This is a genomic window from Acidovorax sp. WCS2018Noco2-16 (assembly GCF_031843945.1).
GTDB lineage: Bacteria > Pseudomonadota > Gammaproteobacteria > Burkholderiales > Burkholderiaceae_C > Paracidovorax.
The window spans coordinates 67,776-94,034 of the sequence record NZ_JAVTJJ010000005.1; the positions used below are offsets into that span (position 1 = coordinate 67,776).

Annotated in this window: 21 protein-coding genes; 8 read left to right on the forward strand and 13 right to left on the reverse strand. The window is 68.3% G+C overall.

Annotated elements, in window-relative coordinates:
• Nucleotides 1-80 precede the first annotated feature (80 nt).
• The 3 genes from RQI28_RS12600 to RQI28_RS12610 form a co-directional block, all read right to left on the reverse strand.
• Nucleotides 81-437 carry a phage holin family protein gene (locus tag RQI28_RS12600; RefSeq protein WP_311222242.1) on the reverse strand — a complete coding sequence of 119 codons (357 nt, stop codon included), beginning with the start codon at nt 435-437 and terminating at the stop codon, nt 81-83.
• 194 nt (nt 438-631) lie between these two features.
• Complete coding sequence (locus tag RQI28_RS12605) at nt 632-1,129, reverse strand: hypothetical protein (protein ID WP_311222243.1); 498 nt, start codon at nt 1,127-1,129, stop codon at nt 632-634.
• Nucleotides 1,130-1,228: 99 nt separating this feature from the next.
• Nucleotides 1,229-1,993, reverse strand: a complete 765-nt coding sequence (locus RQI28_RS12610) for a TerC family protein (protein WP_311222244.1) — start codon at nt 1,991-1,993, stop codon at nt 1,229-1,231.
• 573 nt (nt 1,994-2,566) lie between these two features.
• Here RQI28_RS12610 and RQI28_RS12615 point away from each other — a divergent pair.
• Together RQI28_RS12615 and RQI28_RS12620 are read left to right on the forward strand one after the other, a co-directional pair.
• On the forward strand, nt 2,567-3,028 hold the full coding sequence (locus tag RQI28_RS12615) for a DUF3717 domain-containing protein (RefSeq protein ID WP_311222245.1): 462 nt from the start codon (nt 2,567-2,569) through the stop codon (nt 3,026-3,028).
• A gap of 92 nt (nt 3,029-3,120) precedes the next feature.
• The gene (locus RQI28_RS12620; RefSeq protein WP_311222246.1) at nt 3,121-3,426 is read left to right on the forward strand and encodes a putative signal transducing protein; all 306 of its coding nucleotides are present in this window, start codon (nt 3,121-3,123) and stop codon (nt 3,424-3,426) included.
• 60 nt (nt 3,427-3,486) lie between these two features.
• On the opposite strand, the gene RQI28_RS12625 is transcribed toward RQI28_RS12620, so the two are convergent.
• The gene (locus tag RQI28_RS12625) at nt 3,487-4,992 is read right to left on the reverse strand and encodes a CYTH and CHAD domain-containing protein (RefSeq protein WP_311230419.1); all 1,506 of its coding nucleotides are present in this window, start codon (nt 4,990-4,992) and stop codon (nt 3,487-3,489) included.
• A gap of 186 nt (nt 4,993-5,178) precedes the next feature.
• Here RQI28_RS12625 and RQI28_RS12630 point away from each other — a divergent pair, with 186 nt between their 5' ends.
• The 5 genes from RQI28_RS12630 (at nt 5,179) to RQI28_RS12650 (ending at nt 10,572) form a co-directional block, all read left to right on the forward strand.
• Nucleotides 5,179-6,411 (forward strand): SpoIIE family protein phosphatase, encoded by a 1,233-nt coding sequence (locus RQI28_RS12630; RefSeq protein WP_311222248.1) that lies wholly within the window; start codon nt 5,179-5,181, stop codon nt 6,409-6,411.
• A 13-nt stretch (nt 6,412-6,424) separates the two neighbouring features.
• Complete coding sequence (locus RQI28_RS12635; RefSeq protein WP_311222249.1) at nt 6,425-7,003, forward strand: SiaB family protein kinase; 579 nt, start codon at nt 6,425-6,427, stop codon at nt 7,001-7,003.
• Between the two features lie 34 nt (nt 7,004-7,037).
• Nucleotides 7,038-7,427: a DUF1987 domain-containing protein gene (locus RQI28_RS12640; RefSeq protein ID WP_311222250.1), complete on the forward strand. Its 390-nt coding sequence runs from the start codon at nt 7,038-7,040 to the stop codon at nt 7,425-7,427.
• Entirely contained in the window at nt 7,427-8,209 is a 783-nt protein-coding gene (locus RQI28_RS12645; RefSeq protein ID WP_311222251.1) for a GGDEF domain-containing protein, read from the forward strand. Before RQI28_RS12640 ends, RQI28_RS12645 begins: the two co-directional genes overlap by 1 nt.
• A gap of 104 nt (nt 8,210-8,313) precedes the next feature.
• Complete coding sequence (locus tag RQI28_RS12650) at nt 8,314-10,572, forward strand: EAL domain-containing protein (protein WP_311222252.1); 2,259 nt, start codon at nt 8,314-8,316, stop codon at nt 10,570-10,572.
• Between the two features lie 196 nt (nt 10,573-10,768).
• Here RQI28_RS12650 and RQI28_RS12655 read toward each other — a convergent pair whose 3' ends face one another.
• On the reverse strand, nt 10,769-11,329 hold the full coding sequence (locus RQI28_RS12655; RefSeq protein WP_311222253.1) for a YaeQ family protein: 561 nt from the start codon (nt 11,327-11,329) through the stop codon (nt 10,769-10,771).
• A gap of 98 nt (nt 11,330-11,427) precedes the next feature.
• Nucleotides 11,428-12,807, reverse strand: coding sequence for an adenylosuccinate lyase (gene purB / locus RQI28_RS12660; protein WP_311222254.1), 1,380 nt, complete (start codon nt 12,805-12,807; stop codon nt 11,428-11,430).
• A gap of 120 nt (nt 12,808-12,927) precedes the next feature.
• On the opposite strand from purB, the gene RQI28_RS12665 reads away from it, so the two are divergent.
• A complete protein-coding gene (locus RQI28_RS12665) occupies nt 12,928-13,542 on the forward strand; it encodes a glutathione S-transferase N-terminal domain-containing protein (protein WP_311222255.1) in 615 nt (204 codons plus the stop codon).
• A 354-nt stretch (nt 13,543-13,896) separates the two neighbouring features.
• Here RQI28_RS12665 and RQI28_RS12670 read toward each other — a convergent pair whose 3' ends face one another.
• From RQI28_RS12670 to RQI28_RS12700, 7 genes are all read right to left on the reverse strand, one after another.
• The gene (locus RQI28_RS12670) at nt 13,897-14,523 is read right to left on the reverse strand and encodes a glutathione peroxidase (protein WP_311222256.1); all 627 of its coding nucleotides are present in this window, start codon (nt 14,521-14,523) and stop codon (nt 13,897-13,899) included.
• Between the two features lie 150 nt (nt 14,524-14,673).
• Complete coding sequence (locus RQI28_RS12675; protein WP_311222257.1) at nt 14,674-15,888, reverse strand: HD domain-containing phosphohydrolase; 1,215 nt, start codon at nt 15,886-15,888, stop codon at nt 14,674-14,676.
• Between the two features lie 98 nt (nt 15,889-15,986).
• Nucleotides 15,987-19,433 carry a DEAD/DEAH box helicase gene (locus tag RQI28_RS12680; RefSeq protein ID WP_311222258.1) on the reverse strand — a complete coding sequence of 1,149 codons (3,447 nt, stop codon included), beginning with the start codon at nt 19,431-19,433 and terminating at the stop codon, nt 15,987-15,989.
• Between the two features lie 95 nt (nt 19,434-19,528).
• On the reverse strand, nt 19,529-20,107 hold the full coding sequence (locus RQI28_RS12685) for a Uma2 family endonuclease (RefSeq protein ID WP_311222259.1): 579 nt from the start codon (nt 20,105-20,107) through the stop codon (nt 19,529-19,531).
• A gap of 37 nt (nt 20,108-20,144) precedes the next feature.
• A complete protein-coding gene (locus RQI28_RS12690; protein ID WP_311222260.1) occupies nt 20,145-23,315 on the reverse strand; it encodes an efflux RND transporter permease subunit in 3,171 nt (1,056 codons plus the stop codon).
• 69 nt (nt 23,316-23,384) lie between these two features.
• Nucleotides 23,385-24,659: an efflux RND transporter periplasmic adaptor subunit gene (locus RQI28_RS12695; RefSeq protein WP_311222261.1), complete on the reverse strand. Its 1,275-nt coding sequence runs from the start codon at nt 24,657-24,659 to the stop codon at nt 23,385-23,387.
• 137 nt (nt 24,660-24,796) lie between these two features.
• Nucleotides 24,797-26,257, reverse strand: a complete 1,461-nt coding sequence (locus RQI28_RS12700; RefSeq protein ID WP_311222262.1) for an efflux transporter outer membrane subunit — start codon at nt 26,255-26,257, stop codon at nt 24,797-24,799.
• Between the last annotated feature and the right edge of the window lie 2 nt (nt 26,258-26,259).

The window sequence follows — 26,259 nt, forward strand, 5'->3', positions numbered from 1 at the left end:
TAGTTGGTAGCTGCCGGGCGCCGGTGAGTGATCGTGATGAAGCACGCAGGGCCATCAAGACGCGCCTGCGTGCGATGCAGTCACTTCTTAAGGAACAGGCCGCCGAGCGCTGACTCGATGAGCAGGCCCAGCACCGAGTAGATCAGCGAGCCGATCAGCGCGGCCGTGAACCCGCGCACCTGAAAGCCGTCGCCCAGCACGCTGGCGGCGGCCCAGAACATCAGGGCGTTGATGACGAAGAGGAACAGCCCGACGGTGACGATGGTGACCGGCAGGGTCAGCACCACCAACACCGGCCGCAGTACCACGTTGAAGAGCCCGATGACGAAGGCCGCCAGCAGCGCCGCGGGAAAGCTGCGCACTTCCACGCCGCTATAGATGTAGGCCACGCACAGTAGAGCGACTGCGCTCAGCAGCCATTTGAGAAGCAGTTTCATGCGCGAAAGGATAGCAGCAGCGCAGCGGGCCGGGCAGTCCAAAAAGAAAGGCTGCCGGGCCGTTTGCACAGCCGGGCAGCCCGACAAGGTAAGCGTGACAGTCAGAAGCGATGCACTGTGTGGCACAGCGTGCGCTCCTACAGGTTTTTCACCTGGCTCACTTCAAGACTGCGCGCGCCGTGAACTCCGGTCACTCATTCCGTCACAAGGAACAGCATGGCGACCACGCTGGCCAGCGAACCTGGCAGCGACCAGCTGCGCGGAGGCTTCTTGGTGACGACGACTGTGGGCGCGGATGGCGCAGGCGCAGCGACTGCAGGCACCATCGCTTCCTGCTTGGGCCGGCGGGCGTCCATTACCTGAACGCTGGCGCCGTGTTCGGCGTGCAGCTGCGCCAGCAACTCGGGCAGTGGCCCTTTGGCCAGCACGGTGGACACCTGCGCACCCTCGGACCTCAGCCAGGGCACCACTTGCGCGAACAGCTTTTCAGCCCATTTCGCGCGCCAATTTTCACGGGCACTGTGGCTGACCCACTTGCTGATGCGGTGCGTCATGCGCGGTGCGCAGGCGACCAGAATCCAGTGGGTCGACGAGTGCGCGCTGTTCGCATCTTCGGTCTGCCGAGCCGACAGGGGCCCGAGGATCTGCTGCGCATGCGCCGCATCGTCCACGTACACGATGACCTTGTTCATGGGGTTTCCTCAAAAGGCAGACAGGAAGGTAGCAGGCGGAGTGGATCGCTGCACGACGCTCGGGGTTCCCCGCGCGCCGTGCATTCGTTCACGCCAGACTCAATGGCCGTGGCTTGTAGGCACGCCGGTTTTGGCGCGGCGCATCACGATCAGCTTGCCGACGATCAGCACCAGCGCCGCGCCGGCGATGTGCGCCGTCCAGTACAGCGTGTCGGAGATCACAGCCATGCCTTGCGCATCGACCGTGCCCCACTTGGGCGCCCAGGTCCAGCGGTCAGGGTTGACGAAAGCAGGGTCGGTCACCAGCATGCCACCGGCGATCCAGCCCAGCAGCATGCCGCCGACGGTGATGATCATCGGGAAGCGTTCCATCAGCTTGATGACCAGCTGGCTGCCCCAGACGATGATCGGGATGGAGATCAGCAGGCCCAGCACCACCAGCAGCAGAGAGTGTTCACCCGCGTTTTGCGCGGCGCCGGCAATGGCGATCACGTTGTCCACGCTCATCACCAGGTCGGCCACGATGATGGTCTTGATGGCGGCGAACAGCTTGTCGCTCTCGGCGACGTTGCCGTGGCCTTCTTCATCGGGCGCCAATAGCTTCACACCGATCCAGATCAGCAAGATGGCACCGACGAACTTCAGGAAGGGCAGGTTCAGCAGCGTCATCGCAAAGGCGATGAGCACCACGCGCAGGATGATGGCGCCAGCGGTGCCCCAGATGATGCCCTTGGTGCGCTGCGCAGGAGGCAGCTTGCGGCAGGCCAGTGCGATCACCACCGCGTTGTCGCCACCCAGCAGGATGTCGATGATGATGATCTGACCGAGCGCCACCCAGAACTCGGGCGAAGTCAAGAAGTCCATAAATTCCTCAAACGTCGTATAGCCAAAAACGAAAAGGAAGGACTCGCTGCCTTGCAGCGCCGAGCCCTTCCGGAGATCAAGAAAGCCTTGCGGCATTCCTAGGGCAACGGGGACTTCGATCAGGCAGCCCGCCCGCGGTGTCGCGGTGCGTCAAAAAGGGAAGGCCGGCCTTGATCAGCCCCGTGGGGCCCATCAAAGGTCTTGCTCGGCCCGGCGCGCGCATGTGGATGAGAACAACCACATGAACACGCCGAACCCGGACTGCCGGAAGCAAAGTGCTTCGTACTGACGACAGGACCGATAACCTGGCCTGCTCCGGGCCGCGCTGGCCAGAAGACGGATGGGTTGGGAGCTACTCCCCTTCGAAGCCCGCATTGGAACACAGCCTTTTACACAGCGGCAAGCAGCGAACGCTGCGCGGCGCAATAGGCTTAGATCAAAATGAGGCTGCAGCGCTTGTTATATCAGCGCAGGCTGCTATGAAAACAGAAGCGATGGCGCGCGCAAGGGCGCTACAGCCGCTGCCGGGAACGTAAGCCGGCGCGACGTATGATCGGCCCCCTTCGCGCTGCCATGGTTTGTTCTCCTTCCTCCCCGTCCCCCGCACCCGCCCGCATCCACATCACCGACGTGGAGGCCGCCATCAACCATTGGCGTGCACGTCGGCCGCCCGCCCATGCCGAGGGCGCGGCGCTGTGCCCTGAATTGCTGGCCCTGGCCGAGCTGTATGCGCTGATGGTCTACCGGCATGAAGACGAGGTGGATGACACCGCCCTGACGCCCGTTGCCCTGCAGGCCTGGCTGGCTTGGTACGACACCACGCCCGACACCCCCTGCATCGCGATCTGCTCGACCAGCCAGGGCGATGAGCAATGCAAGGGCTGCGGACGCAGCTTTGCCGAGGTGCAGCACTGGCTGGGCATGACGCCGCCGGAAAAGCGCGTCGTCTGGCGGCGTATCACGCTGGAAGGCTCGGCCTGGCGCTTCAACCGCTATGCGGAGCGCGCTGCGGAAGGCCGGCCAGGAAAGTCCTAGCCTGTGGGGCCGATCGCCGGCTTTTGCCGCTTTACTCTGGGGCGGCCGAAGGCTATGGTGGGCTGATCCACTTCGAGAAAGACGCCCCCGCCATGCAGCGCCTCACCCAGGCACCGAACATTGCCATCGCCATGCTGTGGAGCGACCTGCTGCGCGAGGCCGGCATGCCGGCGTCAGTACAGAGGCAGTACCTGGGCGCGGCAGCCGGCCATTTGCCGCCCAGCGAATGCCTGCCCGAGATCTGGCTGGAACACGAGGAACATGCCGAGCGCGCCCACCAGTTGCTGCACGAGTTGCAGAACCTGCCCCAGCGGCGCTGGCTCTGCACGTGTGGCGAAGAGGTGGAAGGCGGGTTCGAGCAGTGCTGGCAATGCGGTGCGCTGATGACGCAGGCCTAGTGACCCGGGCCGAAGCCCGTGCCCATCGCGCGTGCAGCGCCTCCCACGAGCCCGGCTCGTTCAGCGAAAGCCCTTCTTGCGCACGCGCGGGCCATTGTCGATGCGTCGGAGTGCCCGCTGGCACTCGTCCACCAGCGGCTTGCGCCGGGCAATGAGCCAGCCCACACCGAACCAGGCCTTCGGATCGTCCTCGGCGATAGTCCGATAGACGTCTTCGGCCACCTGTTCGTCATTGAGCGTTCCCAGAGACTTCTGCGCCGGCTTCAGCCGCTTTAGAAAGCGGGCGCCACCGCCTTGCAGCGCCGGCGCGAGAAACTCTGTTACGTACCGCAGGCGCTTGAGCCTTTTGCGCAGCCGATGCTGCTCGTTGGGCGGCAGATCGTGGAAGACGCGGCTGCCTTGTCGCATCTGCCGCACCCGCTTGCGCAACCGGCGGCGCAGCGCACGCCGCGTCGCTTCGGCGTCGAGTGATTCCGCATGCGGAGCGGCGTCTGTCGGGCCGCCCGCCGCAAAGCCCAGCAGGCTCACCAGCGTCGCCTGAAAGGCCAGATCTCGCACGATCTGTTCTGCAGACGCATCTGCGCGCTTGAGCCGCCCGATTCGCGGCCCCCCGGCGCGGTTCAGGCGGGAGCCCACCGTTTCCAATACCGCCTCCTGGTCGCGCAGGTTCCCCAGCCGCCGGAATGTGTGCGTCAGCGGCGCCTGCCAGGCGGCGTCGAAGGCGCCGGGCGCGAGCATGTCTAACTCGCGCAGCGCCGTGCGCAGCCGGCGCAGGCCCACGCGCAGCTGGTGCACATGTTCCTGGTCGCCATCACCTTCCGCGATCTCGCTGGCGTTGGCCATTACCTGCTCCATCACATTGGCCACCACGCGTTGCTGCAGCGCCTGGCCGGCCGGCAAGGCGCTCGACGCGGACATGGCACTGGCCTTGGTCGCCGGGCGCGCCGGGTGTTCGGCCATCAGCCGCTCGCCGCGTTCTGCCTTTGAAATGGTGCTGAGGTAGAGCCCGTGCTCGCGAACCCACTTCGACGCCTCCTGCACCAGCGCGGCCGGCGCACCGGATTTGAGCTCCAGTTCCAGCTCGCACACGCGGGCCTGCCGGCACTGCGGTGTGCCCGGGTATGCGACGACCTGGCCGGTATCGAGTGCGAGTTCGGCCACGCCGCCCTCCACAACGACATCCCGTAACAGGCGTGATATGCGGGTTTCGTAGGTTCGGACCACGCCGTGCGACGCCGCCCCGAGCGCTTCGATCAGCCGGTCTCCTGCGACCGTGCCCCGGTGCAGGTCCGGGTCTGGCAGCCCGTTCCCCGCGGAGAAGTCCGCCAGCGCCACGTTGTGTTCCTCGCGCTCCAGCGGGCTGCGGCCCGGGGCCTTCACGGTCTGCACCCAAAGGTCTCCTTCGCGGCGCACACGCCATGCCACCTCGGCCGTGGCCAAGCTGCTGTCGGGCGTGTCGAAGTAGTACGCCTGCAGCGGTGTGACGACGCAAGGCGCTGAGTGCAGGGCCGCTTCGACGGCTGCCAGGCGTTCGGCCGGGACGATGAACTTGAACTCGATTTCCATGGATGCTTTCGGCGGGGTGAAGGGGGTCTCGGCCATCGCGCCAAAACCCTGGCCCAGGCTAACGCGGCGCTCCCGCGAGCGGGGTAGGAAGGGGGCGTGCGTGGCCGCCGTGTTGTCACACGATGGTCATGAAATGGACACGCGCGGTGCGTAACATTTGTTCACACCCACCCTCCGCACCGCGTCATGCATGACACCACCGAGTACCTGAGCGACTTTCGGCCGCGCTACCGCCAGCCCAGCGCGGCCGATCTGTGTACAGGGGTACCGTGCCTGACCACCGACGACACCAATGAAAAGGTGCTCGAAGTCTTCAGCCGCCACCGCGACCTGGTCAGCCTGCCCGTGGTGGAGGGCAGGCAACCCATCGGCCTCATCAACCGCAACATCTTCCTGTCGCAGATGAGCAAGCAGTTCCGGCACGAGCTGTACGGCCGCAAGAGCTGCATCGCCTTCATGGACAAGGAACCGCTCATCGTCGATGCAGGGCTGGACATCGAGGCGCTGACGTTCAAGACCGTGGAGTACGGGGAAAAGGCGCTGTCCGACGGCTTCATCATCACCCGCGACGGCGACTTCGCAGGGGTGTCCAACGGGCTGCAGCTCATGCGCGTGGTGGCCGACATGCAGGCGTCGCGCAACCGCCAGGTCATGCACAGCATCGAATACGCCAGCGTGATCCAGCGCTCCACGCTGCGCAGCTCGCTCGACACCCTGGCGCGGGCTTGCCCAGGCGCGCACCTGGTCTGGCAGCCGCGCGACATCGTGGGCGGCGACTTCTACCAGTTCAGCACCGACGCGGGCGGCTGGTTCGCGGCGGTCGCCGACTGCACAGGCCACGGCGTGCCTGGTGCCTTCATGACGCTGATCGCTTCCACCAGCTTGAACCAGGCCATCGAGCAGGGCGGCCCGCGCGACCCGGCGCGCCTGCTGGGCCACGTCAACCGCAGCATCAAGCAGATGCTGGGGCAGATGGACGGCCAGGACGGCACGCCCGGCTCCGATGACGGCATGGACGCCGCCTGCTTCTGGTTCGAGCCTGCAAACGGGCGGCTGGTGTTCGCGGGCGCGCGCCTGTCGATGTTTCTGCTGCGGCCCGGTGCTGCCGACGTGGAAGTGCTCGAGGGCCAGCGCAAGGGCGTGGGCTACGTCGACAGCGAATTCGACTACGCCTGGCGCAACCAGGAAGCCGTGCTCGAGGCCGGCACCCTGGTCTTCGTCAGCACCGACGGGCTGATCGACCAGATCGGCGGCCCCCGCGGTATTGCGCTGGGCAAGCGGCGCGTGCGCGAGCTGCTGCTCGAGCACCGGGCCAAGCCCGCCCACGACATCGACGGCGCGGTGCTGGAAGCATTGCGCGTGTGGCAGGGCGAGCACCACCGCCGCGACGACGTCACCTTCCTTTGCTTTCGCACCTGAACCGAAACCCGACATGCCCTCCCCGCTGATGGCCGACAAGTACGGCTCCTTCTTTCAGCTGGCGCGCCAGCACCAGGTCATCTTCTATTACGTCGGGTACTTCTCGCAGCACATCGTGGCGGCCATGGCCGACGCGGTGAAGCTGCAGCTGGAAGTGGCGGGCGTTCCCGCCCCCACGCGGCGCAAGCTGTTCTCGTCGTTCGTCGAAATGGCGCAGAACATCATTCACTACTCGGCCGACTCGCTGACCCCGGCGAGCCAGACCGACGGCGAACTGCGCCATGGCTCGGTGTGCATTCGCCGCGAAAGCGACGGACGCTTTTTGCTGCTGTGCTCCAACCCGGTCGAGCCACCCATGGCCGAGGAACTGCGCGTCAAGCTCAGCGCGCTGCGCAGCATGACGCTGGACGAAATCAAGCAAGCCTATCGCCAGAGCCTGCGCGAGGAAACGCCCCAGGGCAGCAAGGGCGCCGGCCTGGGCTTTCTGACCGTGGCGCGCGACGCCAGCGAACCCCTGGAATTCGACTTCGACTTCACCGCCGACGACCTGCCCGGCCATGCGCCCGTCTTCTATCTGAAGGCGGCCATCTAGGCGCCCGGCGCCCGCCCATGAATCGAGATCACTGATGGAAAACCTCTACATCGCACCCACACCCAGCTCGCCCGAAGTGGACTTCCAATTCGACACCGGCACGCTCAGCCTGCGCGGCGAGTCGTACCCCGAAAACGCGGCCGCCTTCTACGGCGACGTGATCGGCCAGCTCAAGGCTTTTCTCGCCACCCAGGGCGACGCCACGCTGCAAGTACACATCGCGCTGGCCTACTTCAACAGTTCCAGCACCAAGATGCTGTTCAACCTGATCGAAGCGCTGGACAGCGCTGTCGAAGCCGGCAATCGCGTGGTGCTGCACTGGTACCACGACGAGGAAGACGACACGATCCTGGAGTTCGGCCAGGAACTGAGCGAGGACTTCCCCGCCATCGAGTTCATCAACCACTCGGTCGGCGCTGCCTGATGCCTACCTCCGACACCGGGGCCGCGACCGACCTTTTCCACGCGGAACACCAGACGCTGCTGGCCGCACAGGCAGCGCGGGCGGCGTGCGTGGCGACGAATACCACTGGCGCCGCTGCGCCGATCGACTGTGCGCAGGCGCTGGACGAGCTGATCCTCGGCTACGAGCGCCTGCTGCGCGAAACGCGCCGGCTGGTGCGCCGCAGCGACCGGGCGGAGCTGGAGATGAACCAGATGAACGCCCGGCTGCAGGAGCTGGCCGCCGAGCTGGAACACCGCGCCAACCACGACCCTCTGACGGGCGTGCTCAACCGCGCGGCCGTCATCGAGCTTGTCAACCGGCAATTCGCGCGCGCGGACCTCGCCTTGATCGTGCTCGACATCGACCACTTCAAGCGCGTGAACGACAGCTTCGGCCACCCGGTGGGCGACCGCGTCATCCTCGGCGTAGTGGCGTGTCTGAAGTCGGTGGTGCCAGCTGCGGCGCAGATCGGCCGCGTAGGCGGCGAGGAGTTCACCGTGGTACTGCCAGGCCAGGGTGTCGACGCCTCCGAGCGCGTCGCGCAGTCGCTGCGCCAGGCCATCGAATCGCATGCCTTCGACCTGCCCGACGGCAGCGGCGTGACGGCCAGCTTCGGCGTCAGCTGGGCAGCGCAGGGTGGCGATTTCGACAGTGCCTACGGCCTGGCTGACGAGGCGCTGTATGTGGCCAAGCGCGGCGGCCGCAACCAGGTGCGCGTGGCCGCCGTGACGTCGCCTCAGCCCGCCGAACATGCGGCCTGAGCGGGCGCTGGCATGGACCGGGCCGATGCGGCCCGCTGCCGGCGCCGGCGGGGCCAACCCGCCGGGCCGCCGACTCGATGCTGGGCCGATGCCTCGACGCTGACATGGAGCACGAGACCGAACCCTACGTCCGCCCCGATCCGCTAGGCGTCGGCGCGCACTGGCGCATCCTGGTCGTCGGCGACGACCCCGGCGTGCATGCGGCAATGCGCGCCGCAGTGCAGGGCCGCACTCTGTTTAACCGGCCGCTGACACTCCTGCAGCCGGTTTCCGGCGACGAGGCCCGGGCGCTGCTGATGGATCAGACCGACCTGGCGCTGGTCATCCTCGATCTGGCAACGGAGGGGGCCGTGGCCGGTTGCGAGGCCGCAGTGCTTGAATGGGTCGAGTTCATCCGCCGCGGCGCCGGGCTCGCCCACACCCGCATCGTCGTGCGCGCGGCCAGCGGTTCCGCGCCGAACCTGCAGACCCGGCTGCGCGACGACATCAGCGACCGTCTCACCGAAGCCGATATCCATCCCGACCGGCTGCTGACCACTGTGGTCACCACCGTGCGCTCGTATCGGCAACTGTGCGCGGCGCAGGCCAGCCGAGAGGGGCTGGAGCTGATCGTGCGGTCCACCGCGGCACTGCTGGACGCCGGTGACGCCCCCGCATTCGCCGCGGCGGTGCTGGCCTTGCTGGCCCGCTTGCTCCAGGTCGATGCGAACGGCCTGGTGTGCGCCCAGAGCCAGGACGGCCACGGCAGCTATCAGGTGATCGCCGCCGCCGGTCGGCTGGCTGGCCGGGCGGGCCTGCCGGTCCACCGGTTGCCGCCCGGCGCAGAGCGCGAGCTGCTGGCGGCCGCGCTGGACCAGCGGTGTGTCGTCCATGGCGCTGGCGGTGGGCTGGCCCTGCACATCGGCGGGCATGACGCGCAGGCCCGTCATGGCGAGCGCAACGGCCAGGACATGGCCGTCTTCATCGACGTGCCGCAAGGCCATGGACAGCTCGATGCGCAGTTGCTGGACGTACTGGGGGCTCACCTCGGCACGCTGCTGCGCAGCCGTCGCCAACTGGGGCGTCTGCACGAGAGCGCCTATCACGACCCCTTGGTGAATCTGCCCAACCGCGCGCATTTCGTGCAGGCGGTGAACGCCTGTGGCGGCGGCGGTGGTGGTTGTGACTGTGGCGATTTCATCCTGGCGCTGGTCGACATCGACGACTTCAGCGCCACCAACGAAGTGATGGGCCACCGCTTCGGCGACCGGCTGCTGGAGAAGGTCGCCCGCTGCCTGGAAGCGGCGGTGCCCGCAGGGGTGCTGCTGGCCCGGCTGGGCGCGGACACATTCGGCGTGCTGGGCCCCGCGCACCAGGTGCAGCCCCGGCGGCTGCTCGACTGCGTGCGGCCGCCGCTGGCCGTCGATGGCGTGCCGCACAAGGTGTCGCTCACCTGCGGCTACGTGCGGCTGCCGCAGCAGGCCCAGGCCGGCGCGGATCTGGTCAAGGACGCCACCATCGCGCTCAAGCGCGCCAAGCGCGATCACCGTGGGCAAGACCTGCAGTACGCCGACCAGATGGGCGCGGAGGCCCGTGCCCGCGCATTGCTGCTGTCCGAGCTGCGCGACGCCATCGAAAAACGGCAGCTCTTTCTTGTCTACCAGCCGCAGCTGAACCTGCGCACCCGCAGCCTCGTCGGGCTGGAGGCGCTGCTGCGCTGGCGCACCGCCGACGGCCGGTTCGTGCCACCCGACCAGTTCATTCCGGTGGCCGAGCACTCCGGAATCATCGTCGCGCTGGGCCAATGGGTGTTGAAGACGGCATGCGCGACGATGCGCGAACTGATCGACCTGGGCCTTGCACCGCAGCGCATGGCCGTCAACGTATCGACAGTACAGCTGCAGGACGCCGGGTTTCTGGGGCTGGTTCGCACGGCGCTGGCCGCCAGCGGCCTGCAGGGGCGGCAGCTGGAGTTGGAGATCACCGAGTCGGTGGCGGCGCTGCCGACGCAACTGCTGGAAGCCACCCTGTCGGCCCTGCGCGCGGAGGGCGTGTCCATCGCCATCGACGACTTCGGCACCGGTTACTCGTCGCTGAGCTATCTGGAGCGGCTGCCGCTCGACCGCATCAAGATCGACCGTTCGTTCGTGCAGCAACTGGGCGAGCCGCAGGGCGCCCGCATCGCCGAGATGGTGACCCAGTTGGGGCGCAACCTGGGGCTGAGCGTGCTGGCCGAAGGCATTGAGGACGCCGCTGTCTGGCAAGCCCTGCAGCACATGGGCTGCCAGGAAGGGCAGGGTTACCACATCGCCCGGCCCATGGACCGCGATGCGCTGCTGGCCTGGCTGCCGCAGCAGCAGATTCAGCAACAGGGGCAGGGATAGGAGCAGCCGACCGGGCACCGGCGCGCAGCGGTAGCCGCTTTTTTTGCAGCGCGCCCCAGCGGTTTGCTCATCTATTAATAGCTAGAAGCGCTTGCTGTACGGGCGCTAAAGCCTGTTTTGGCTTAAAAACTGACTGCTGAATGGGAACTGCGGGATTTGCGGCACTCCTGCCGGAGGTTGCACGATAGCGGCTGGCTCACTTCCAGCGCACCGGCTCCACATGCACGCTGCCCTTGGTGCTGCTGAGCGTCAGGGCGCCTTCCTGCACGGTCGCCTGCAGCTGCATGCTGCGTTCGGCCAATGCGGCCATCTCTTGCGACGCGTCGGCGGGAATGCGCCAGACCTGCAGCTTTTCCTGCCGCGTCAGCTTGGTCTGAATGCCCTTCCACCAGACCTCGGCCGCATGGTGAAAGCAGTACACCAGCACCGCATCGGCCTTGGACGACGCCTTGGCCAGCGGCTTGTCTTCCGGCTGGCCGACTTCGATCCACAGGCGCTTGCGGCCGGTGAAGTCGGTGATCGACACGTCCGGATCTTCCGGGTCGGACAGTCCCGCGCCGAAAGCCAGCGTGCCGTCGCCCTGGCACACCGCCTGCAGCTGCCAGGCGTTGAGCGCCAGCGCGGCCAGGCGCACCATCATGCGTTCGTCGGTTTCGCTGGGGTGGCGGGCCAGCGTCAGCGCGTGGTCGGCGTAGTAGCTGTGGTCGATGTCGGCGATGGCGAGACTCGCCTTGAAGATGGTGGACTTGATGGCCATGGGGCGAATGCTCACTCACAAAAAGATAGCTGCCAGCGCTTGTACACCAAGCGCTGGCAGCCTATTTGACTAAAACCCGGTGGCTGAATGCCGAAGCGTCAGACCCGGCGCGCCAGCTCGGCCGCCTTGCCGATGTAGCTGCCGGGCGTCATCGCCAGCAGGCGGTCCTTGTCGGGCTGGGGAATCTCCAGGCCCTGGATCAGCGCGTGCAGCGCCTCGGCCGTCACCACCTGGCCGCGCGTGACTTCCTTGAGCTTTTCGTACGCGCCCTGCACGCCATAGCGGCGCATGACGGTCTGGATCGGCTCGGCCAGCACTTCCCAACTGGCGTCCAGGTCGGCAGCCAGGGCCTCTTCGTTCAGCTCCAGCTTGTTCAGGCCGGCCAAAAGCGAGGTGTAGGCCAGCGCGGCATAGCCCATCGCCACGCCGATGTTGCGCAGCACGGTGCTGTCGGTCAGGTCGCGCTGCCAGCGGCTGATGGGCAGCTTTTCGGACAAATGGCGCAACAGCGCGTTGGCCAGGCCCAGGTTGCCTTCGGCATTCTCGAAGTCGATCGGGTTGACCTTGTGCGGCATGGTGCTGGAGCCGATTTCGCCGGCCTTCAGGCGCTGCTTGAAGTAGCCCAGGCTCACGTAGCCCCAGATGTCGCGCGACAGATCAATCAGGATGGTGTTGGCGCGCGCGATGGCGTCGAACAGCTCGGCCATGTAGTCGTGCGGCTCGATCTGGATGGAATAAGGCTGGAAGGTCAGGCCCAGGCCCAGCGGCTCGGGCGTCTCGACGACCTTCTTGCTGAAGGCTTCCCAGTCGAAGTCGGGCCAGGCGGACAGGTGGGCGTTGTAGTTGCCCACGGCGCCGTTCATCTTGGCCAGGATCTTCACGCTGGCGATGCGCTCGGCGGCGCCCTGCAGGCGCACCACCACATTGGCGAGTTCCTTGCCCACCGTCGTCGGGCTGGCGGTCTGGCCGTGGGTGCGGCTGAGCATCGGCACGTCGGCGAAGGCATGGGCCATTTCGCGCAGCTTGAGCACCACGCGGTCCAGGCCCGGCAAGATGACCTGATCGCGCCCCGAGCGCAGTTGCAGCCCGTGGCTGGTGTTGTTGATGTCTTCGCTGGTGCAGGCGAAGTGCACGAACTCGGCGGCCTTTTCCAGCTCGGGCCGCGCCTCGAACTTCGACTTGATCCAGTACTCGACCGCCTTCACGTCGTGGTTGGTGGTCTTCTCGATGTCCTTGATGGCCTGTGAATCGGCCTCGGAAAAGTTCTTCACCAGCCCCAGCAGGTAGGCGCGCGCGCCGGTGGTCAGCGGCTTGAATTGATCGAACCCTGCGTCCGACAGCGAGATGAACCACGCCACCTCGACCTGCACGCGGCGGTGCATGTAGCCGTGCTCGCTCATGATCGGGCGCAGCAGGCTGAGTTTGGCGGCGTAGCGGCCGTCGAGCGGCGAAAGGGCAGTGATGGTGGACAGGCTCATGGCGCGTGATTGTAGGGGCCGCCTGTACGACAGCCCTGTTTGGGCTGCAGCCCCTAGAATCGGCGGCCCGCCTTTGCCGCCCCCTTTGTCGCCACCCGTTCCCGCCCCGGACCTGCACCCATGAAACTCATCGGATCCCTCTCCAGCCCTTACGTGCGCAAGGTGCGCGTGGTGATGGCTGAAAAGAAGCTCGACTACCGCTTCGTCGAGGAAAACGTGTGGGCGCCAGGCACCACCATCGGCGACTCGAACCCGCTGGGCAAGGTGCCCTGCCTAGTCATGGACGGCGGCGAGGCCGTGTTCGATTCGCGCGTGATCGTGGAGTACGTGGACACCCTCTCGCCCGTGGGCCGGCTGATCCCCACCCAGGGCCGCGAGCGCGCCGAGGTCAAGACCTGGGAGGCACTGGCCGACGGTGTGATGGACGCGGCCATCCTGGCGCGGCTCGAGTCCATCTGGGACGGCCGCGCCGAAGGCGAGCGCAGCACCGCCTGGATCGACTACCAGCTCGCCAAGGTGCGCACCGGCCTGCAGGCCATGGCGCATGGGCTGGGCGACAAGCCTTACTGCAGCGGCATTCACCTGAGCCTGTCCGACATCGCCGTCGGCTGTGCGCTGGGTTGGCTGGAGTTTCGCTGTCCGCAGATCGACTGGCGTGCCGACCACGCGAACCTGGCCCGCCTGTTCGACAAGCTCGCGCAGCGCCCGAGCTTTGCCGACACCGTGCCTCGCTGAACTGGGCTGAACTGAACCTACGTCACTGTTGCAGGCCCAAGAAAAAAGCGCCGCCTGGGTTGCCAGGAGGCGCTTTTTTTGCGGCATAAAAAAGTTGCGAAGCGTCCCGAAACGAATTAAGAGAGGGAGGGAGGAGAAGCGCTCCAGGATTTCAGTCGGGCCACAGGGCCCGAAAGGCTTCGCAACAGTAAACAGTGAGGTGGCTTTTTTGCAACCAGTGCTTCATAGAGTGGGGTGCTGTTTTGGAAGTTCCAGCCCCCTGGCTGACAAAAATACTAAATTTTGTAAATTTGCCGTAAGGTTCAAATGATATAGGCAAACGCCAGAGGTTTGAAGGCTTCGGACTGCCGCCGTTCAGGGCTTTGCGGCCAGTTGCTGTTCCACCAAGTCCAACACCTGCTTGCTCTGCGGGTCGACCGAACTGCCAAAACTGCCCACCACCGCGCCGGATCGGCTCACCACATATTTGTGGAAGTTCCAGCGCGGGGCCTGTCCCCCCTGCTCGGCCAGCTGGCGATAGAAGGGCGATGCGTCGCTGCCCCGCACGGCCGTTTTGCCGAACATCGGAAATTTCACCCCGAAAGTGTTTTCGCAGAAGTCGGCAATCTGCGCATTGCTGCCGCCCTCCTGCGCAAAGTCGTTCGACGGAAAGCCCAGCACCACCAGGCCCCGGTCGCGGTATTTGGAATACAGCGCCTCCAGCCCCTTGTACTGGCCGGTGAAGCCGCAGTAGCTGGCGGTGTTGACGACCAGCACCACCTTGCCGGCGTACTGGCACAGCGACTGCGGTGCTTCGTCCTGCAGACGGTCGAAACGGTGGTTCAGCAAGGCCGGGCAGGCTGCAACAGCCCCAGGCGTGGCAGCGTTGGCGGGCTTGCTGGAGGCTGCGGGGGCGTCGGCGGCAAATGCTGCAGACGATGCGAGAGCCAGGGCGACGCAGCAGCCATGAAAGGCGGAAAAGGGCAGGACGGGTCGGCGCATGGCAAGGTTCCTCGGTGATCGATTGGACCGGAAGCTCGGCTCTTTCTACGGGGCCAGCCGGATTTTGGATTGCATGAAGCGGTCCATCGTGGCACGACGCAAGGCCGGCCGCAACGATTCCATGACGAGGAATCGAGTCTTGCGAAAGGCTCAGACGCGCTCGGCCAGTGCCAGCAGTCGTTCCAGCCGCACCTGCACGCGCACGTCGTGGCGGGCCACCGGGGCGGCGATCTTCCAGGCCTGCTGCGAGGTGTCGCGTGGAATGAGCTCACCCGTCGGCATGCCGGTCTGGTTCAGCACCACAGCCACGCGCGGGGTGGTGGCGCTGGCACCGCGGCGCAGCACCACGGCCACCTCTTGAGACGCCAGCCGCACATAGGCGCCCGGCGGATACACGCCCAGCGTGCGCACCATCGCGGCGCCGGCTTCGTCCACTTGCTGGTTTTCGTCGTGGTAGCTGCCCTGCAAGGCGGCCGTCACCGGCATCGGGTTGCGTGTGGCGCGCGGCGCAATGCGGGCGCTGAAGACGTCGGCCCGCTGAATCAGCCGGGCCATCTGCTGGCCCTCGGTCTTGCTGGCCAGAGGGCCGGGCGCGCGGCGATGGTGTTCGGCCACCGCTTCCAGCCAGATAGGGTCGCTCACCCCCAGCTGGCGCAGCTGAGCCACCGAACGCTCGACATGGGTTTCGATGGCGTGCATCTGCTCTGCGGTCAGCGCCTCGGGCTGCACGGCCAACTGATCCTGCAAGGCCGTCATGGCCACGTTCATCGACAGCGCCGCCTGGCCCAGCGTGTGGACGCGGGCGTCGGGCCAGTGCAGGGTCTCGCGGGCCACCAGCATGGTGATGCAGGCCACCAGCATGGCGTGGGTGGCGCTGTACATGCGCATTTCCCGGGCCGCCAGATGCATCAGAGCCAGCAAGGTGGAGTCGGGCGAATGCGTCACGCGGCGCGCCAGCTCGTCGTGCAACGCCTGAAAACGCTCCGGGAAGTCGACGGCAGACGGTGCCCGCAGCAGTTGGGTCGCGCGCAGTTGCATCTCGCCCCAGTCCGGCAGGCCGCTCGCTGGCGCGGCGCGGTCTGCCTTGCTGGCGGTCGCGCTGATCTTCATCGCGGCGATCTGCCCCAGCGACTGGTCGGAATTGAGCATGCGCTGCAGCTGGGCCAGGTAGGCGCGGTGGCTATCGCCCGACTCGTTGGTGTCCACGCACAGCTGCAGGCCCCGGGCGACCATCGTGTCCAGCTCGGCCCGGTTGCGAATGACATACCCCTTTTGCGCCAGCAGCACGCCGTCGGAGCCGCGCAGCACGAAGGGCAGCGGCTGACCCAGCTGGATGCTGTCGATGTTCAGGGAAACGAGGTTCATGGAGCGCTGGATTATCCCGTGCGGCCCCATCAAGCGATGGCGCGCGGACTTGGGGCAAACCCCGCTATTTCGGTGGATCGGGCAGGGCGCCTGCCTGGTCAGGCCATCGGGCGCAGCAACTCTGCCACGTCATTCTCGGTGAACAGCGGCTCGCGCCTGGCGGCGGCGCCCTCGTAGAGGCTCTCGGCCAGCCCGGCCTTGCGCGCCTGCAGTGCCAGGATGCGCTCCTCGATGGTGCCCTCGGCCACCAGCTTGTAGACGAACACCGTGTTCTTCTGCCCGATGCGGTGGGCACGGCCCGTGGCTTGGTCTTCCACGGCGGGGTTCCACCACGGGTCGTAGTGGATCACGGTGTCGGCCTGCGGCAGGTTCAGGCCCGTGCCGCCGGCCTTCAGGCTGATGAGAAAGAGCGGCACTTCACCCTCGGTGAAGCGCGCAATGGCTTTCTCGCGCTGCTGCGTCTGGCCGGTGAGCTTCGTCCATGCCAGGCCACGCTCTTTCAGCCCGGCTTCGATCAGCGTGAGCATGCTGGTGAACTGCGAAAAGAGCAGCACGCGCCGGCCTTCGGCCAGCATCTCGGGCAGTTGCTCCATCAGCCATTCCAGCTTGGCCGACGGCGCGCCGTTGCGTGCGGACGGAACCTTGTCGCCCAGCAGGCGCGGGTCGCAGCACACCTGGCGCAGCTTGAGCAGCGCATCGAGAATGTGGATCTGCGAGCGCGCCAGGCCCTTGTCCGCCAGCGCGTCGCGCACCGCCTTCTCGGTGGCCAGGCGCACGGTTTCATACAGGTCGGCCTGCGCGCCGGCCAGGGCGATGGTGGTCAGGTTGTCCACCTTTTCCGGCAGATCCTTGGCCACTTCGGACTTGGAGCGGCGCAGCAGGAAGGGCGTGACGCGGCGGCGCAGCTGATCGAGCCGATCGGGGTCGCCATGCTTTTCGATGGGCGTGCGAAAGTGCTTGGCAAACCCTGCCTGGCTGCCCAGAAAACCCGGCATCAGGAAGTGGAACAGGCTCCATAGCTCGCCCAGGTGGTTTTCCAGCGGCGTGCCCGACAGGCACAGCCGGTGGCGCGCATCCAGCTGCGCCACCGCCCGCGCGGCATGGGTGCTGGCGTTCTTGATGTTCTGCGCCTCGTCCAGCACCACCACATGCCAGGGCTGCTCCAGCCACAGCGCGCGGTCGCGCTGCAGCAGCGAATAGGGGGCGATGACGAGGTCGCTGCGGGCGATGTCCTGCGCGGCGTCATGGCGGGCCAGGCCATGCCAGACGACGGTGCGCAGCGTGGGCGCAAAGCGCGCGGCTTCGCGTTGCCAGTTGCCCAGCAGGCTGACCGGGGCGATCACCAGCGCCGGCCGGTCCAGGCGGCCGGCTTCCTGTTCGGCCAGGACATGGGCGAGCGTCTGCAGCGTCTTGCCCAGGCCCATGTCGTCGGCCAGGATGCCGCCCAGGCCCTGCGCGCGCAAAAACTGCAGCCAGCTCAGGCCGTGGCGCTGGTAGGGGCGCAGCTCGGCCACCAGGCTCTGCGGCACAGGCGCCTCGGGCAATTGCGCGCGGCCCGCCAACTGGCGCAGCAGTTCGCGCAGCTGCGCGGCGCCGGCCCATTCCACGCCGTCGCCCAGCGCAGCGCCCAGGCGCAGGGTTTCCAGGCGCGACAAGCGCAGCCCTTCGCCGTCCAGCGCGTGGTCGCCCACCAAGTCCAGCAGCGCCTGCAGCCAGGGTTTGAGCGGCGCTGATGGCAGGCGCACGTAGCCGCCGTCCTCGCGCTGGCGCCAGACCCAGTCGGGCAGCGCGGAGCCTTCGGGCGTGGCCTGCAATTGCGCGAGCAGGTCGGGCAGCCACGGCAGCACGTTCTGGCGCACGCCGTCGATCTCGATGCCCAGTGACAGGTCGAACCAGGGGCTGGCAGCGCCACCCGCGCCGCCCTGCATATCGCTCGTATCGCTCGTATCGCCCATGCCGCCGTGCGGCTGCCAGGGCTGGCCGTCGGCACCAGTCAGGCGCACGTCCAGCGCGCCGCTTTGCTGGATGAAGCCGTGCAGGGCGTCGTCCTGCGTGATCGCAAAGCCGTCCTCGCGCAGCTGCGCGAAGTCTTGCACTGCCCAGTCCAGCCACGGCGATGTCACGCCGGCCTGGGCTGGCGGCAGGTAATGCAGGCCGGCGCCGTCGTCCAGCAACCCCAGGCGCAGCAGTGCAGCGCGCGCGGCCAGCTCGGCGGTCAGGTCGCGCTGCAGCAGCACGCGGCGACCGTCGCGGTCTGCGAGCATGCAGCCTTGCTGGTGCGCCCAGTAGCAGCGCAGGCCTGCGTAGTCGAAGGTGAGCGTGGCGCACAGCGGCCCCAGCGTGGCGCGCTGCGGCGCGGGCACGGGGGCGATGTGCAGGTGGGCGGTAGGCACGACGCCCTGCAGCGGCTCGGCGGGCACCACCGTGGGCGGCAGTGGCAGGCCCGCCAGCCGGGTCAGCAGCGCGGCGGGCTGCCGGTCGAATACGGATTGCGCAATGGGGGGTGCGGCCAGCAGCAGCGCCAGGTTGCGCTCGGGAATGCCAGCCGCCAGGGCCGGCCCGCACTGGTTGGCAGCGCGATCCAGATACCAGGGCGGCGGCCCGGGCAGGATCTGGCCGTCACCCTCGGCCAGGCGGGCGGACAGCGTCCAGGCGGCCTCGGGCTGGCCGCTGCGCGCGGGTGCTTGCGTCCAGCTCCAGGCCAGCGCGCGCTCCGGCCCCCAGCGCAGCGGTGCACCGTCTATGTCGCCCTGCTCGTCGGCCACGAACAGCCGCCCCGTCTGCGCGGCCAGGCGCAAGGCCAGCAGGCCTGACTGGCCCTGCAGCGTGCCCTGGGTGCTGGAAGATGGGTAGCCGAGCGCGCGGATGAGGTGCACGCATTCGTGCGTGGCGCTGTGTTCGCCAGTGGGCGGCAGCGGCAGGAAGTTGACCGTTTTGACTTGCGTCCAGCCGTTGCCGCGCTTGAGCGGCCGCGACATGCCCCACGACAGCAAGGGAGCCGGGCGCCCCAGCTGCAGCAGGAAGACGATCAGATCCACCGAATGGGAAGAGGCGGGCGGCGGTGACAGGGCTGCAGCCTGCGGTGCGGCCAGCTCGAAGCGGGCCAGCCATTGCTCCACGGCACGGGCCTGCGGGGCCTGCAGAGCCTGCAGAACCTGCGTGTGGGGCGCGGGCGCCTTGGCGGTGCCGGGCCTGGAGCGCGCCGTGCTTTCGGCGAGCGCCACTCGCCGGGCCTGCAAGGCCAGCGCCACCGAGTGCTTGCAGTCCACGCCGACGGGGCAGGAGCAGTCGCCGTCGAAGCGCAGCACCCGCCCCGTGGTGTCGACCTCCAGCACCACGCGGGTGGAGTACGGCGCGCCGGCCGAGCCCTCGACCTCGCCTTCAATCACCCACGCATCGCCCTGGCTCGTGGCGGCTTGGTGCCCGACCCGGCAGTCGCGCACCAGGCGGTGGCTGAACACCGCAGTGCCGCGCGCGTAGCTACCTGGTGAGGTCTGCCGCGACAAGGAGATCGGATCGAACTGCAGGTCGGGAAAGGTCGGCACGAAGGATGTTTCACCCGGCGCCAAACCGGAAGTAATTGCTATTGAAATGATAGCTGCCAGCGCTTATTGCATAAGCGCTAGAGGCCGATTTGGCTTCAATCCCGAGCGGGTTCGGGCTCCAGGTCGGCGAACAGCTCCGATGCGGGCAGCTGCAGCGCCACGCTGGCCAGCTGCACCGCCTGATCGCCCGTGAACGGGTGCAGCACCCACAGGCCGTCTTCGCCCTTGCGGTAGACATCGGTGGCACGCCGCTCGATGTCTACCAGCACGTACTCGGCCAGCCGCGCGATATGGCGGTAGTGGGCGAACTTGGCGCCCCGGTCGTAGCTTCCGGTGCTGGAAGACAGCACCTCGGCGATCAGCGTGGGCTCGGACTTGGACAGCCGGCTCGCGTGGTCGCCTGCGTCGCAGGTCACCAGCACGTCGGGGTAGAAATACGCGTTCGATGCCGCCACGTGCAGGCGCATGTCGCTCATGTACGTCTTGCACGGGCTGCCGCGCAGATGGTTGCGCAGGGCCATGTAGAGATTGCCCGACACCGTCACGTGCCGGTCTTCCGCGCCCGCCATCGCGAACACCTCGCCATCGAGGTATTCGTGGCGTTCTGCCTGCGTGGCCTCCCAGGCCAGGTAGTCGGCTGCCGTCAGATGCGGCTGGTGCTGTGGTCGGGCCATGGCATGCCTTGCGCGAATGGGGTTGGAGATGGCCGCATTATCCCTGCGCGCCCTCGCGCGGCGCATGCGGTTCACGTGGTTCATGCGGTTCACGCGGCCCACTCGTCTTGTGCGGCTCAGGCGCCTTGCGCCGCATCACCACGCGCTGGAACCACTGCGCGAAGTCGTCCACGTAGGTGAACACGGCCGGCACCACCAGCAGGCTCAGGATGGTGGAGGTGATCAGCCCCCCGATCACCGCCACTGCCATCGGCGAGCGGAAGCTCATGTCCGCGCTGCCCAGCGCCAGGGCGATGGGCATCATGCCGGCGCCCATGGCCAGCGTGGTCATGATGATCGGGCGCGCGCGCTTGTGGCAGGCGTCCAGCAGCGCGTCCAGGCGGCTCATGGGCGCGACCACGGGGTGGCCGTTGCTGCCGTCGTTACCGCGGCGCGCGACGATGGCGTATTCCACCAGCAGGATGGAATTCTTCGTCGCGATGCCCATCAGCATGATCAGCCCGATGAGGGACGGCATCGAGAAGCTCTTGCCCGCGATCAGCAGCCCCACGAAGGCGCCGCCCAGCGACAGCGGCAGCGCCATCAGAATGGTCACCGGCTGCAAGAAGTCCTTGAACAGCAGCACCAGCACGATGTAGATGCAGACCACGCCGGTCAGCATGGCCAGGCCGAAGCTGGCGAACAGCTCGCCCATCATCTCGGCGTCGCCCACGTCGATCAGGCGCACGCTGCCGGGCAGGCCCTTGACGGCCGGCAGGTTCTTCACGGCCTCGGTCACCTCGCCCAGGCCGCGCGCGCCCAGCTCGATCTCGAAGTTGACGTTGCGTGCGCGGTCGTAGCGGCTGATGACGGCCGGCCCGCCGGCCACCTCCAGCGTGGCGACCTCGCCCAGCCGCACCGGCCCGCGCGCGCCGGGCACCGTCAGGCGTTCCAGCACCGACAGGTCCTGCCGCGCCGCGTCATCCAGCCGCACGACGATGGGCACCTGCCGCTGCGCCAGGTTCAGCTTGGGCAAATACTGGTCGTAGTCGCCCACGGTGGCCACGCGCAGCGTGTCGGCAATGGCTTGCGATGTCACGCCCAGGTCGGCCGCGCGGGCGAAGTCGGGGCGCACGGCGATCTCGGGGCGCACCAGGCTGGCGGTGGAACTTACCCCGCCAATGCCCGCGATGGTGCGGATGTCGCGCTCCACCGCCTGCGCGGCCGTGCCCAGCGCCTGCGGGTCTTCGCTGGCCAGCGCCAGCACGTATTTGTCGTTCGATCCGCCCAGGCCGATCTTCACGCGCACGCCGGGCAGGTCTGCCAGCGCGGCGCGCAGCTGCTGCTCGATGGCCTGCTTGAGCGGGCGCTCGCCGCGGGGCGCCAGGCGCAGGGTCAGCGTCGCCTTGCGGGGGTCGCCCGCGCTGGCACCGGCAAACGGGTCGGCCCCGGACGAGCCGCCGCCGATGGCCGTGTAGATGCTCTCGATGTGCCCCACGCGGCCCAGCCGCTCGGAGGCCTGCGCCACCGCCGCCTGCGTGTCGGCCAGGCGGCTGCCGGGCGGTAGCTCCAGGCTGACCTGGGTCTGCTCGTTGTCGTCCGCCGGAATGAAGCCCGAGGGCAGCAGCGGAATCAGCGCCAGCGAGGCGATAAAGAACACGAAGGCGCCGGCCAGCGTGATGATGCGGTGCTTCAGGCACCAGGCCGACGCGCGCATGTACGCCGACAGCCAGCGCGGCTCTTTCTCCTGCCCCACCAGCGGCTTCATCAGGTAGGCGGCCATCATGGGCGTGAGCAGCCGCGCCACCACCAGCGAGGCGAACACCGCCAGCGCCGCCGTCCAGCCGAACTGCTTGAAGAAACGCCCGGCCACGCCGCTCATGAACGCGGTCGGCAAGAACACGGCGATCAGCGTGAAGGTGGTGGCGATGACGGCCAGCCCGATCTCGTCGGCCGCCTCCATCGCCGCCTGGTACGGGCTCTTGCCCATGCGCAGGTGGCGCACGATGTTCTCCACCTCCACGATGGCATCGTCCACCAGAATGCCCACCACCAGCGACAGCGCCAGCAGCGTGATGATGTTGATGGAAAAGCCCAGCATCTGCATGCCGATGAAGGCCGGAATGACCGACAGCGGCAGCGCCACCGCCGACACTATTGTTGCCCGCCAGTTGCGCAAGAAGAGCCACACCACCACCACGGCCAGGATGGCGCCTTCGTACAGAAGGCGCATGGAGCTGTCGTATTCGTCCTGCGCGATGCGCACGAAGTCGAAAGTGCGCGTGAGCTTCATGTCCGGGTGCTCGGCCAGCAGCGCATCAAGCGCGCGCTGCACGCCTTCGCCCACCTCCACCTCGCTCGCGCCCCGGCTGCGCGACACCTCGAAGCCGATCACCGGCTGGCCGTTCAGCAGCGCGGCCGTGCGCTGCTCGGCGACCGTATCGGTCACCGTGGCGACCTGGTCCAGGCGAATGTGCCCGCCGCCCGTCAGCGGGACCTGCAGCGCGCCGATCTCCGCTGCCGTCTGTACCGTGGCGATGGTGCGCAGTGGTTGTTCGGCGTTGCCCAGGTCGGCCCGCCCGCCCGCGCTTTCCACCTGCACCGCGCGCAACTGGCGCGACACGTCGGCAGCGGTGGCGCCCAGCGCCTGCAGCTGCAGCGCGTCCAGCGCCACGCGCACTTCGCGCGTTACCCCGCCCACGCGGCCGACGGCGCCCACGCCCGGCACGGCCAGCAGCCGGCGCGTGAGTGTGTCGTCGACGAACCACGACAGCGCCTCGGTGTCGAGCCGGTCGGAGGCGATGGCGAACGCCAGGATGGGCTGCGACGACAGCTCCAGCTTGGCGATGATGGGGTCGCGCAGGTCCGCCGGCAGGTCGGCACGCACGCGGCTGACGGCCGAGCGCACGTCGTCCACGGCTTCCTGTACCGGCTTTTCCAGCTGGAATTCGGCCGCGATGGTGGCGGTGCCATCGACCAGCGTGGTGGTGATGTGCTTGAGGCCCTGCGTGGTGGCGATGGCGTTTTCGATCTTGCGCGCCACGTCCGACTCAAGCTGCCCGGGCGCCGCGCCCGGCAGCGCGGCGGTGACCATCACCACCGGCAGGTCCATGTCGGGAAAGTTCTGCACCTTCATCGACCGGAAGGCGAGCAGCCCGGCCAGCGTGAGCAGCACGAACAGCATCGCCGAGGGAATGGGGTTGCGAATGGACCAGGCGGACAGGTTCATGGCTGCGGCCTCCGGGTGGGCGCAAAGCGGGCAGAAGTGCGGTGGGCAAGCGTCGGCATCGTTTGCTCCTTATTTGATAGCTGACTGCGCTGGTGCAGCGGGCGCTGTCGCCTGTTTTGATGCTGAATTGGCTGCGGGCGCGGCGGCCGCCGCCTCCACCCGCACCAGGTCGCCGTCGTTCAAGAACGCGCCACCGCGCTCGACGATGCGGGCGCCCGCCCCAAGGCCCGAGGCGATCTCCACGCGGTCGCCCACGCGCTGGCCGGTCTGCACGCGGCGCATGGCCACGCGGCCATCCGGCGCCACCTCGAACACGCTGGCGAAGCCGTCGCGCACCACCACGGCCGACTGCGGCACGGTGAGCGCGTCGCGCGCGCCCAGCGCAAATTCGCCCCGCGCGAACATGCCGGCGCGCAAAGCAGATGCCCCCACGCTCCCCGCTGCGCGTGGTTCGCTGCCCCCCGAGGGGGCGCTCGCCGCCTTGGGGCGGCCCGGCGGCGACTCGGCCGGGTGGGCGGGCAAGTCCACGTAGACCAGGCCGTTGCGCGTCTGCGCGTCCACCGTGGGCGCCACCATGCGCACGGTGCCCTCCACCTGCGCGCCGCTGGCGGCGGTGACGGTGACTTTCTGCCCGGGGCGAATGCGCGGCAGCTCGGACGACGTGACCTCGGCACGCCATTCCAGCCGGCCCCGGCGGACCATGCGAAACAGCTCCGCGCCGCCGTTCACCACCGCGCCCACGGTCGCCGTGCGCGACGAGATCACGCCGCTGTCCGGCGCCAGCACCTGGGCGTTGCGCAGCCGCACCTGCTGGGCATTCAGCGCCGCCTGCGCCGCCTCGACCCGCGCCTGCGCGGTTTCGCTGGCGGTGGCGTATTGCTGGATCTGCTGGCCGCTCAACGCGCCCGACTGGGTCAGCGTGCGTGCGCGGTCGGCGTTGGCGGCTGCCTCGGCCGCGTTGGCGCGCGCTTCCAGCACGCTGGCGCGGGCTTGCGCGACGTCGGCCTGCACGGTCTCGGCCGCGAAGGTGGCCAGCACCTGGCCCTTCTTGACCACGTCGCCCACGTTCACGCGCACCTCGGTCAGGCGCAGGCCGTTGCTTTCGGCGCCCACCACCGCCTCTTGCCACGCGGCCACGTTGCCGTTGGCCGGCAGCCGCAGGCCGACGGACGAGCGCACGGGCTGGGTGGTGGTCACGGCCAGTGCCGGGCGGGGCGCGTGCGCCGGGGCTGCCGCATCGCCCGCAGCGCGGGTCGGCAGGGCGGCGAACAGGGCGCCGCCAGCGGCCAGTACGGCCAGCAGGGCCAGGGCGATGACGGAAGGGGTGAAGGGTTTGCGCGGCATGGAAGAAGGTCCGTTCGTGCGGTCAGAAGAAATAAAGAGGGGCAGGTGAAGGGGAGGGCCAGGCCAGTTGGTGAATAAAAGTTCGTTCGGGCTGAGCTTGTCGAAGCCAGGGCACGCTTGAAGCCCAACGACCAAGCTCAGGGCGAACGGGTTTCACGAACAGACGCGATACCAGGCGTGGCGGGCGGGCTGTCCGCCACGCCGTCCCAGCCGCCGCCGGCGGCGCGGTAGAGCGCGATCCACGCAGCCATGCGCTCTTGCTCCAGCGCGACCAGGGCCGTGTCGGACGCCAGCGCGGTGCGGCGGGCGTCCTCCAGCTCCACCAGGCTGGCCAGGCCCGCGCGCCAGCGCGCTTCGGTGCCGTCGAAAGAGCGGCGGTAGCCGTCGGCCGCGCGCCGCGCATCAGTGCTGCGCGCGGCAGTGCTGTCCAGCCGCACCAGGGCCTGTTCGACCTCGCTGACCGCCTGGCGCACGGCGCCGCGGTACGCGGCCACCGCCTCTTCATAGCGGGCGCTGGCCGCATCCACCTGGGCGGCGCGCTGACCGGCGTCGAAGATCGGCACCGTCAGCGCCAGCGGGCCGATCGACCAGGTGTTGCTGCTCACATCGGTGCCGCCGGTGCGCACCGTGCCGCGGCCGATGGAGCCCCCCAGCGTGATGCGCGGGTAGCGCTGGGCGCGGGCGTTGCCCACTTCGGCGCTGGCCGCGGCCACCTCGCGCTCGGCCGCATACACGTCGGGCCGCTGGGCGATGGTCTGCGCGGGCAGGCTGGGAATGTTGAAGAGCGCGTCGGGCGCGCGCTGTGCCGGCGCGGCGGCCAGCCGGGTGCGCAGCGCGGGCTCCGGCTGGCCGGTCAGCGCCACCAGCGTCTTCACGTCGATCTCGCACTGCATGCGCTGCTGCGCGGCACGCACGCGTGCTTCGGCAAAGCTGGCGTCGGCCAGCGCGGCGGTGGCCGGCGCGGTGAAGCCGGCGCGTTCGCTCTCGCCCGACAGGCGCGCCGTCTCGCCGCGTGACCGTGCGTCCGATTCGGCCACCGCCAGCTGGCGCGTGCACTGGCGCCAGCTGCTCAGCTGCAACGCCACCTCGGCCGCGACCGACACCCGCGCCTCGTGCCACTGGGCGCCGGCACCGGCCAGGCGTTCGCGCGCCGCGTCGCGGGCGGCCGCGTTGCCGCCGAACAGGTCGATCTCCCAGCCCGCCTGCAGGGTGGCCTGGGCCGTGGTGGCAATGCCGCCCACCGTCTGGTTGAAGCCCCGGCTGGCGTTGGCCTGCCCTTCCAGCGACGGCAGCAGCGCGGCGCGCGCAGCGGTCTGCGTGGCGCGGGCCTGCTCGATGCGCGAGCGCGCCTGCGCCACCGTGGGGCTGATGCCCTGCGCGGCGGTGATCAGTTCGACCAGCAACGGGTCGTCCTGCCGCTCCCACCACCGGGCCAGATCGGCCACGTTGCCCTGGTGCGGCAGCGGCGCCTGCCAGCCGGGCGGTGCCGGTGCGTCCACCTGTGCGGCGGGGCGCTGCAGGGCGCACGCGCCCAGCCACAGCGGCAGGGTGAGCGCCAGCAGGGCGCGGGCGGTGGAATGCGTGAAGTGTGCGTTCATGG

What these genes read in the sequence shown, in the direction of transcription:
- RQI28_RS12665 (WP_311222255.1), top strand. Translation starts at nt 12,928, where the DNA reads ATGAAACTCATCGGATCCCTCTCCAGCCCTTACGTGCGCAAGGTGCGC.
- RQI28_RS12670 (WP_311222256.1), bottom strand. Translation starts at nt 14,523, where the DNA reads ATGCGCCGACCCGTCCTGCCCTTTTCCGCCTTTCATGGCTGCTGCGTC.
- RQI28_RS12685 (WP_311222259.1), bottom strand. Translation starts at nt 20,107, where the DNA reads ATGGCCCGACCACAGCACCAGCCGCATCTGACGGCAGCCGACTACCTG.
- RQI28_RS12675 (WP_311222257.1), bottom strand. Translation starts at nt 15,888, where the DNA reads ATGAACCTCGTTTCCCTGAACATCGACAGCATCCAGCTGGGTCAGCCG.
- RQI28_RS12655 (WP_311222253.1), bottom strand. Translation starts at nt 11,329, where the DNA reads ATGGCCATCAAGTCCACCATCTTCAAGGCGAGTCTCGCCATCGCCGAC.
- RQI28_RS12600 (WP_311222242.1), bottom strand. Translation starts at nt 437, where the DNA reads ATGAAACTGCTTCTCAAATGGCTGCTGAGCGCAGTCGCTCTACTGTGC.
- RQI28_RS12630 (WP_311222248.1), top strand. Translation starts at nt 5,179, where the DNA reads ATGCATGACACCACCGAGTACCTGAGCGACTTTCGGCCGCGCTACCGC.
- RQI28_RS12700 (WP_311222262.1), bottom strand. Translation starts at nt 26,257, where the DNA reads ATGAACGCACACTTCACGCATTCCACCGCCCGCGCCCTGCTGGCGCTC.
- RQI28_RS12615 (WP_311222245.1), top strand. Translation starts at nt 2,567, where the DNA reads ATGGTTTGTTCTCCTTCCTCCCCGTCCCCCGCACCCGCCCGCATCCAC.
- RQI28_RS12620 (WP_311222246.1), top strand. Translation starts at nt 3,121, where the DNA reads ATGCAGCGCCTCACCCAGGCACCGAACATTGCCATCGCCATGCTGTGG.
- RQI28_RS12635 (WP_311222249.1), top strand. Translation starts at nt 6,425, where the DNA reads ATGCCCTCCCCGCTGATGGCCGACAAGTACGGCTCCTTCTTTCAGCTG.
- RQI28_RS12645 (WP_311222251.1), top strand. Translation starts at nt 7,427, where the DNA reads ATGCCTACCTCCGACACCGGGGCCGCGACCGACCTTTTCCACGCGGAA.
- RQI28_RS12650 (WP_311222252.1), top strand. Translation starts at nt 8,314, where the DNA reads ATGGAGCACGAGACCGAACCCTACGTCCGCCCCGATCCGCTAGGCGTC.
- RQI28_RS12690 (WP_311222260.1), bottom strand. Translation starts at nt 23,315, where the DNA reads ATGAACCTGTCCGCCTGGTCCATTCGCAACCCCATTCCCTCGGCGATG.
- RQI28_RS12605 (WP_311222243.1), bottom strand. Translation starts at nt 1,129, where the DNA reads ATGAACAAGGTCATCGTGTACGTGGACGATGCGGCGCATGCGCAGCAG.
- RQI28_RS12625 (WP_311230419.1), bottom strand. Translation starts at nt 4,992, where the DNA reads ATGGAAATCGAGTTCAAGTTCATCGTCCCGGCCGAACGCCTGGCAGCC.
- purB (WP_311222254.1), bottom strand. Translation starts at nt 12,807, where the DNA reads ATGAGCCTGTCCACCATCACTGCCCTTTCGCCGCTCGACGGCCGCTAC.
- RQI28_RS12695 (WP_311222261.1), bottom strand. Translation starts at nt 24,659, where the DNA reads ATGCCGCGCAAACCCTTCACCCCTTCCGTCATCGCCCTGGCCCTGCTG.
- RQI28_RS12610 (WP_311222244.1), bottom strand. Translation starts at nt 1,993, where the DNA reads ATGGACTTCTTGACTTCGCCCGAGTTCTGGGTGGCGCTCGGTCAGATC.
- RQI28_RS12640 (WP_311222250.1), top strand. Translation starts at nt 7,038, where the DNA reads ATGGAAAACCTCTACATCGCACCCACACCCAGCTCGCCCGAAGTGGAC.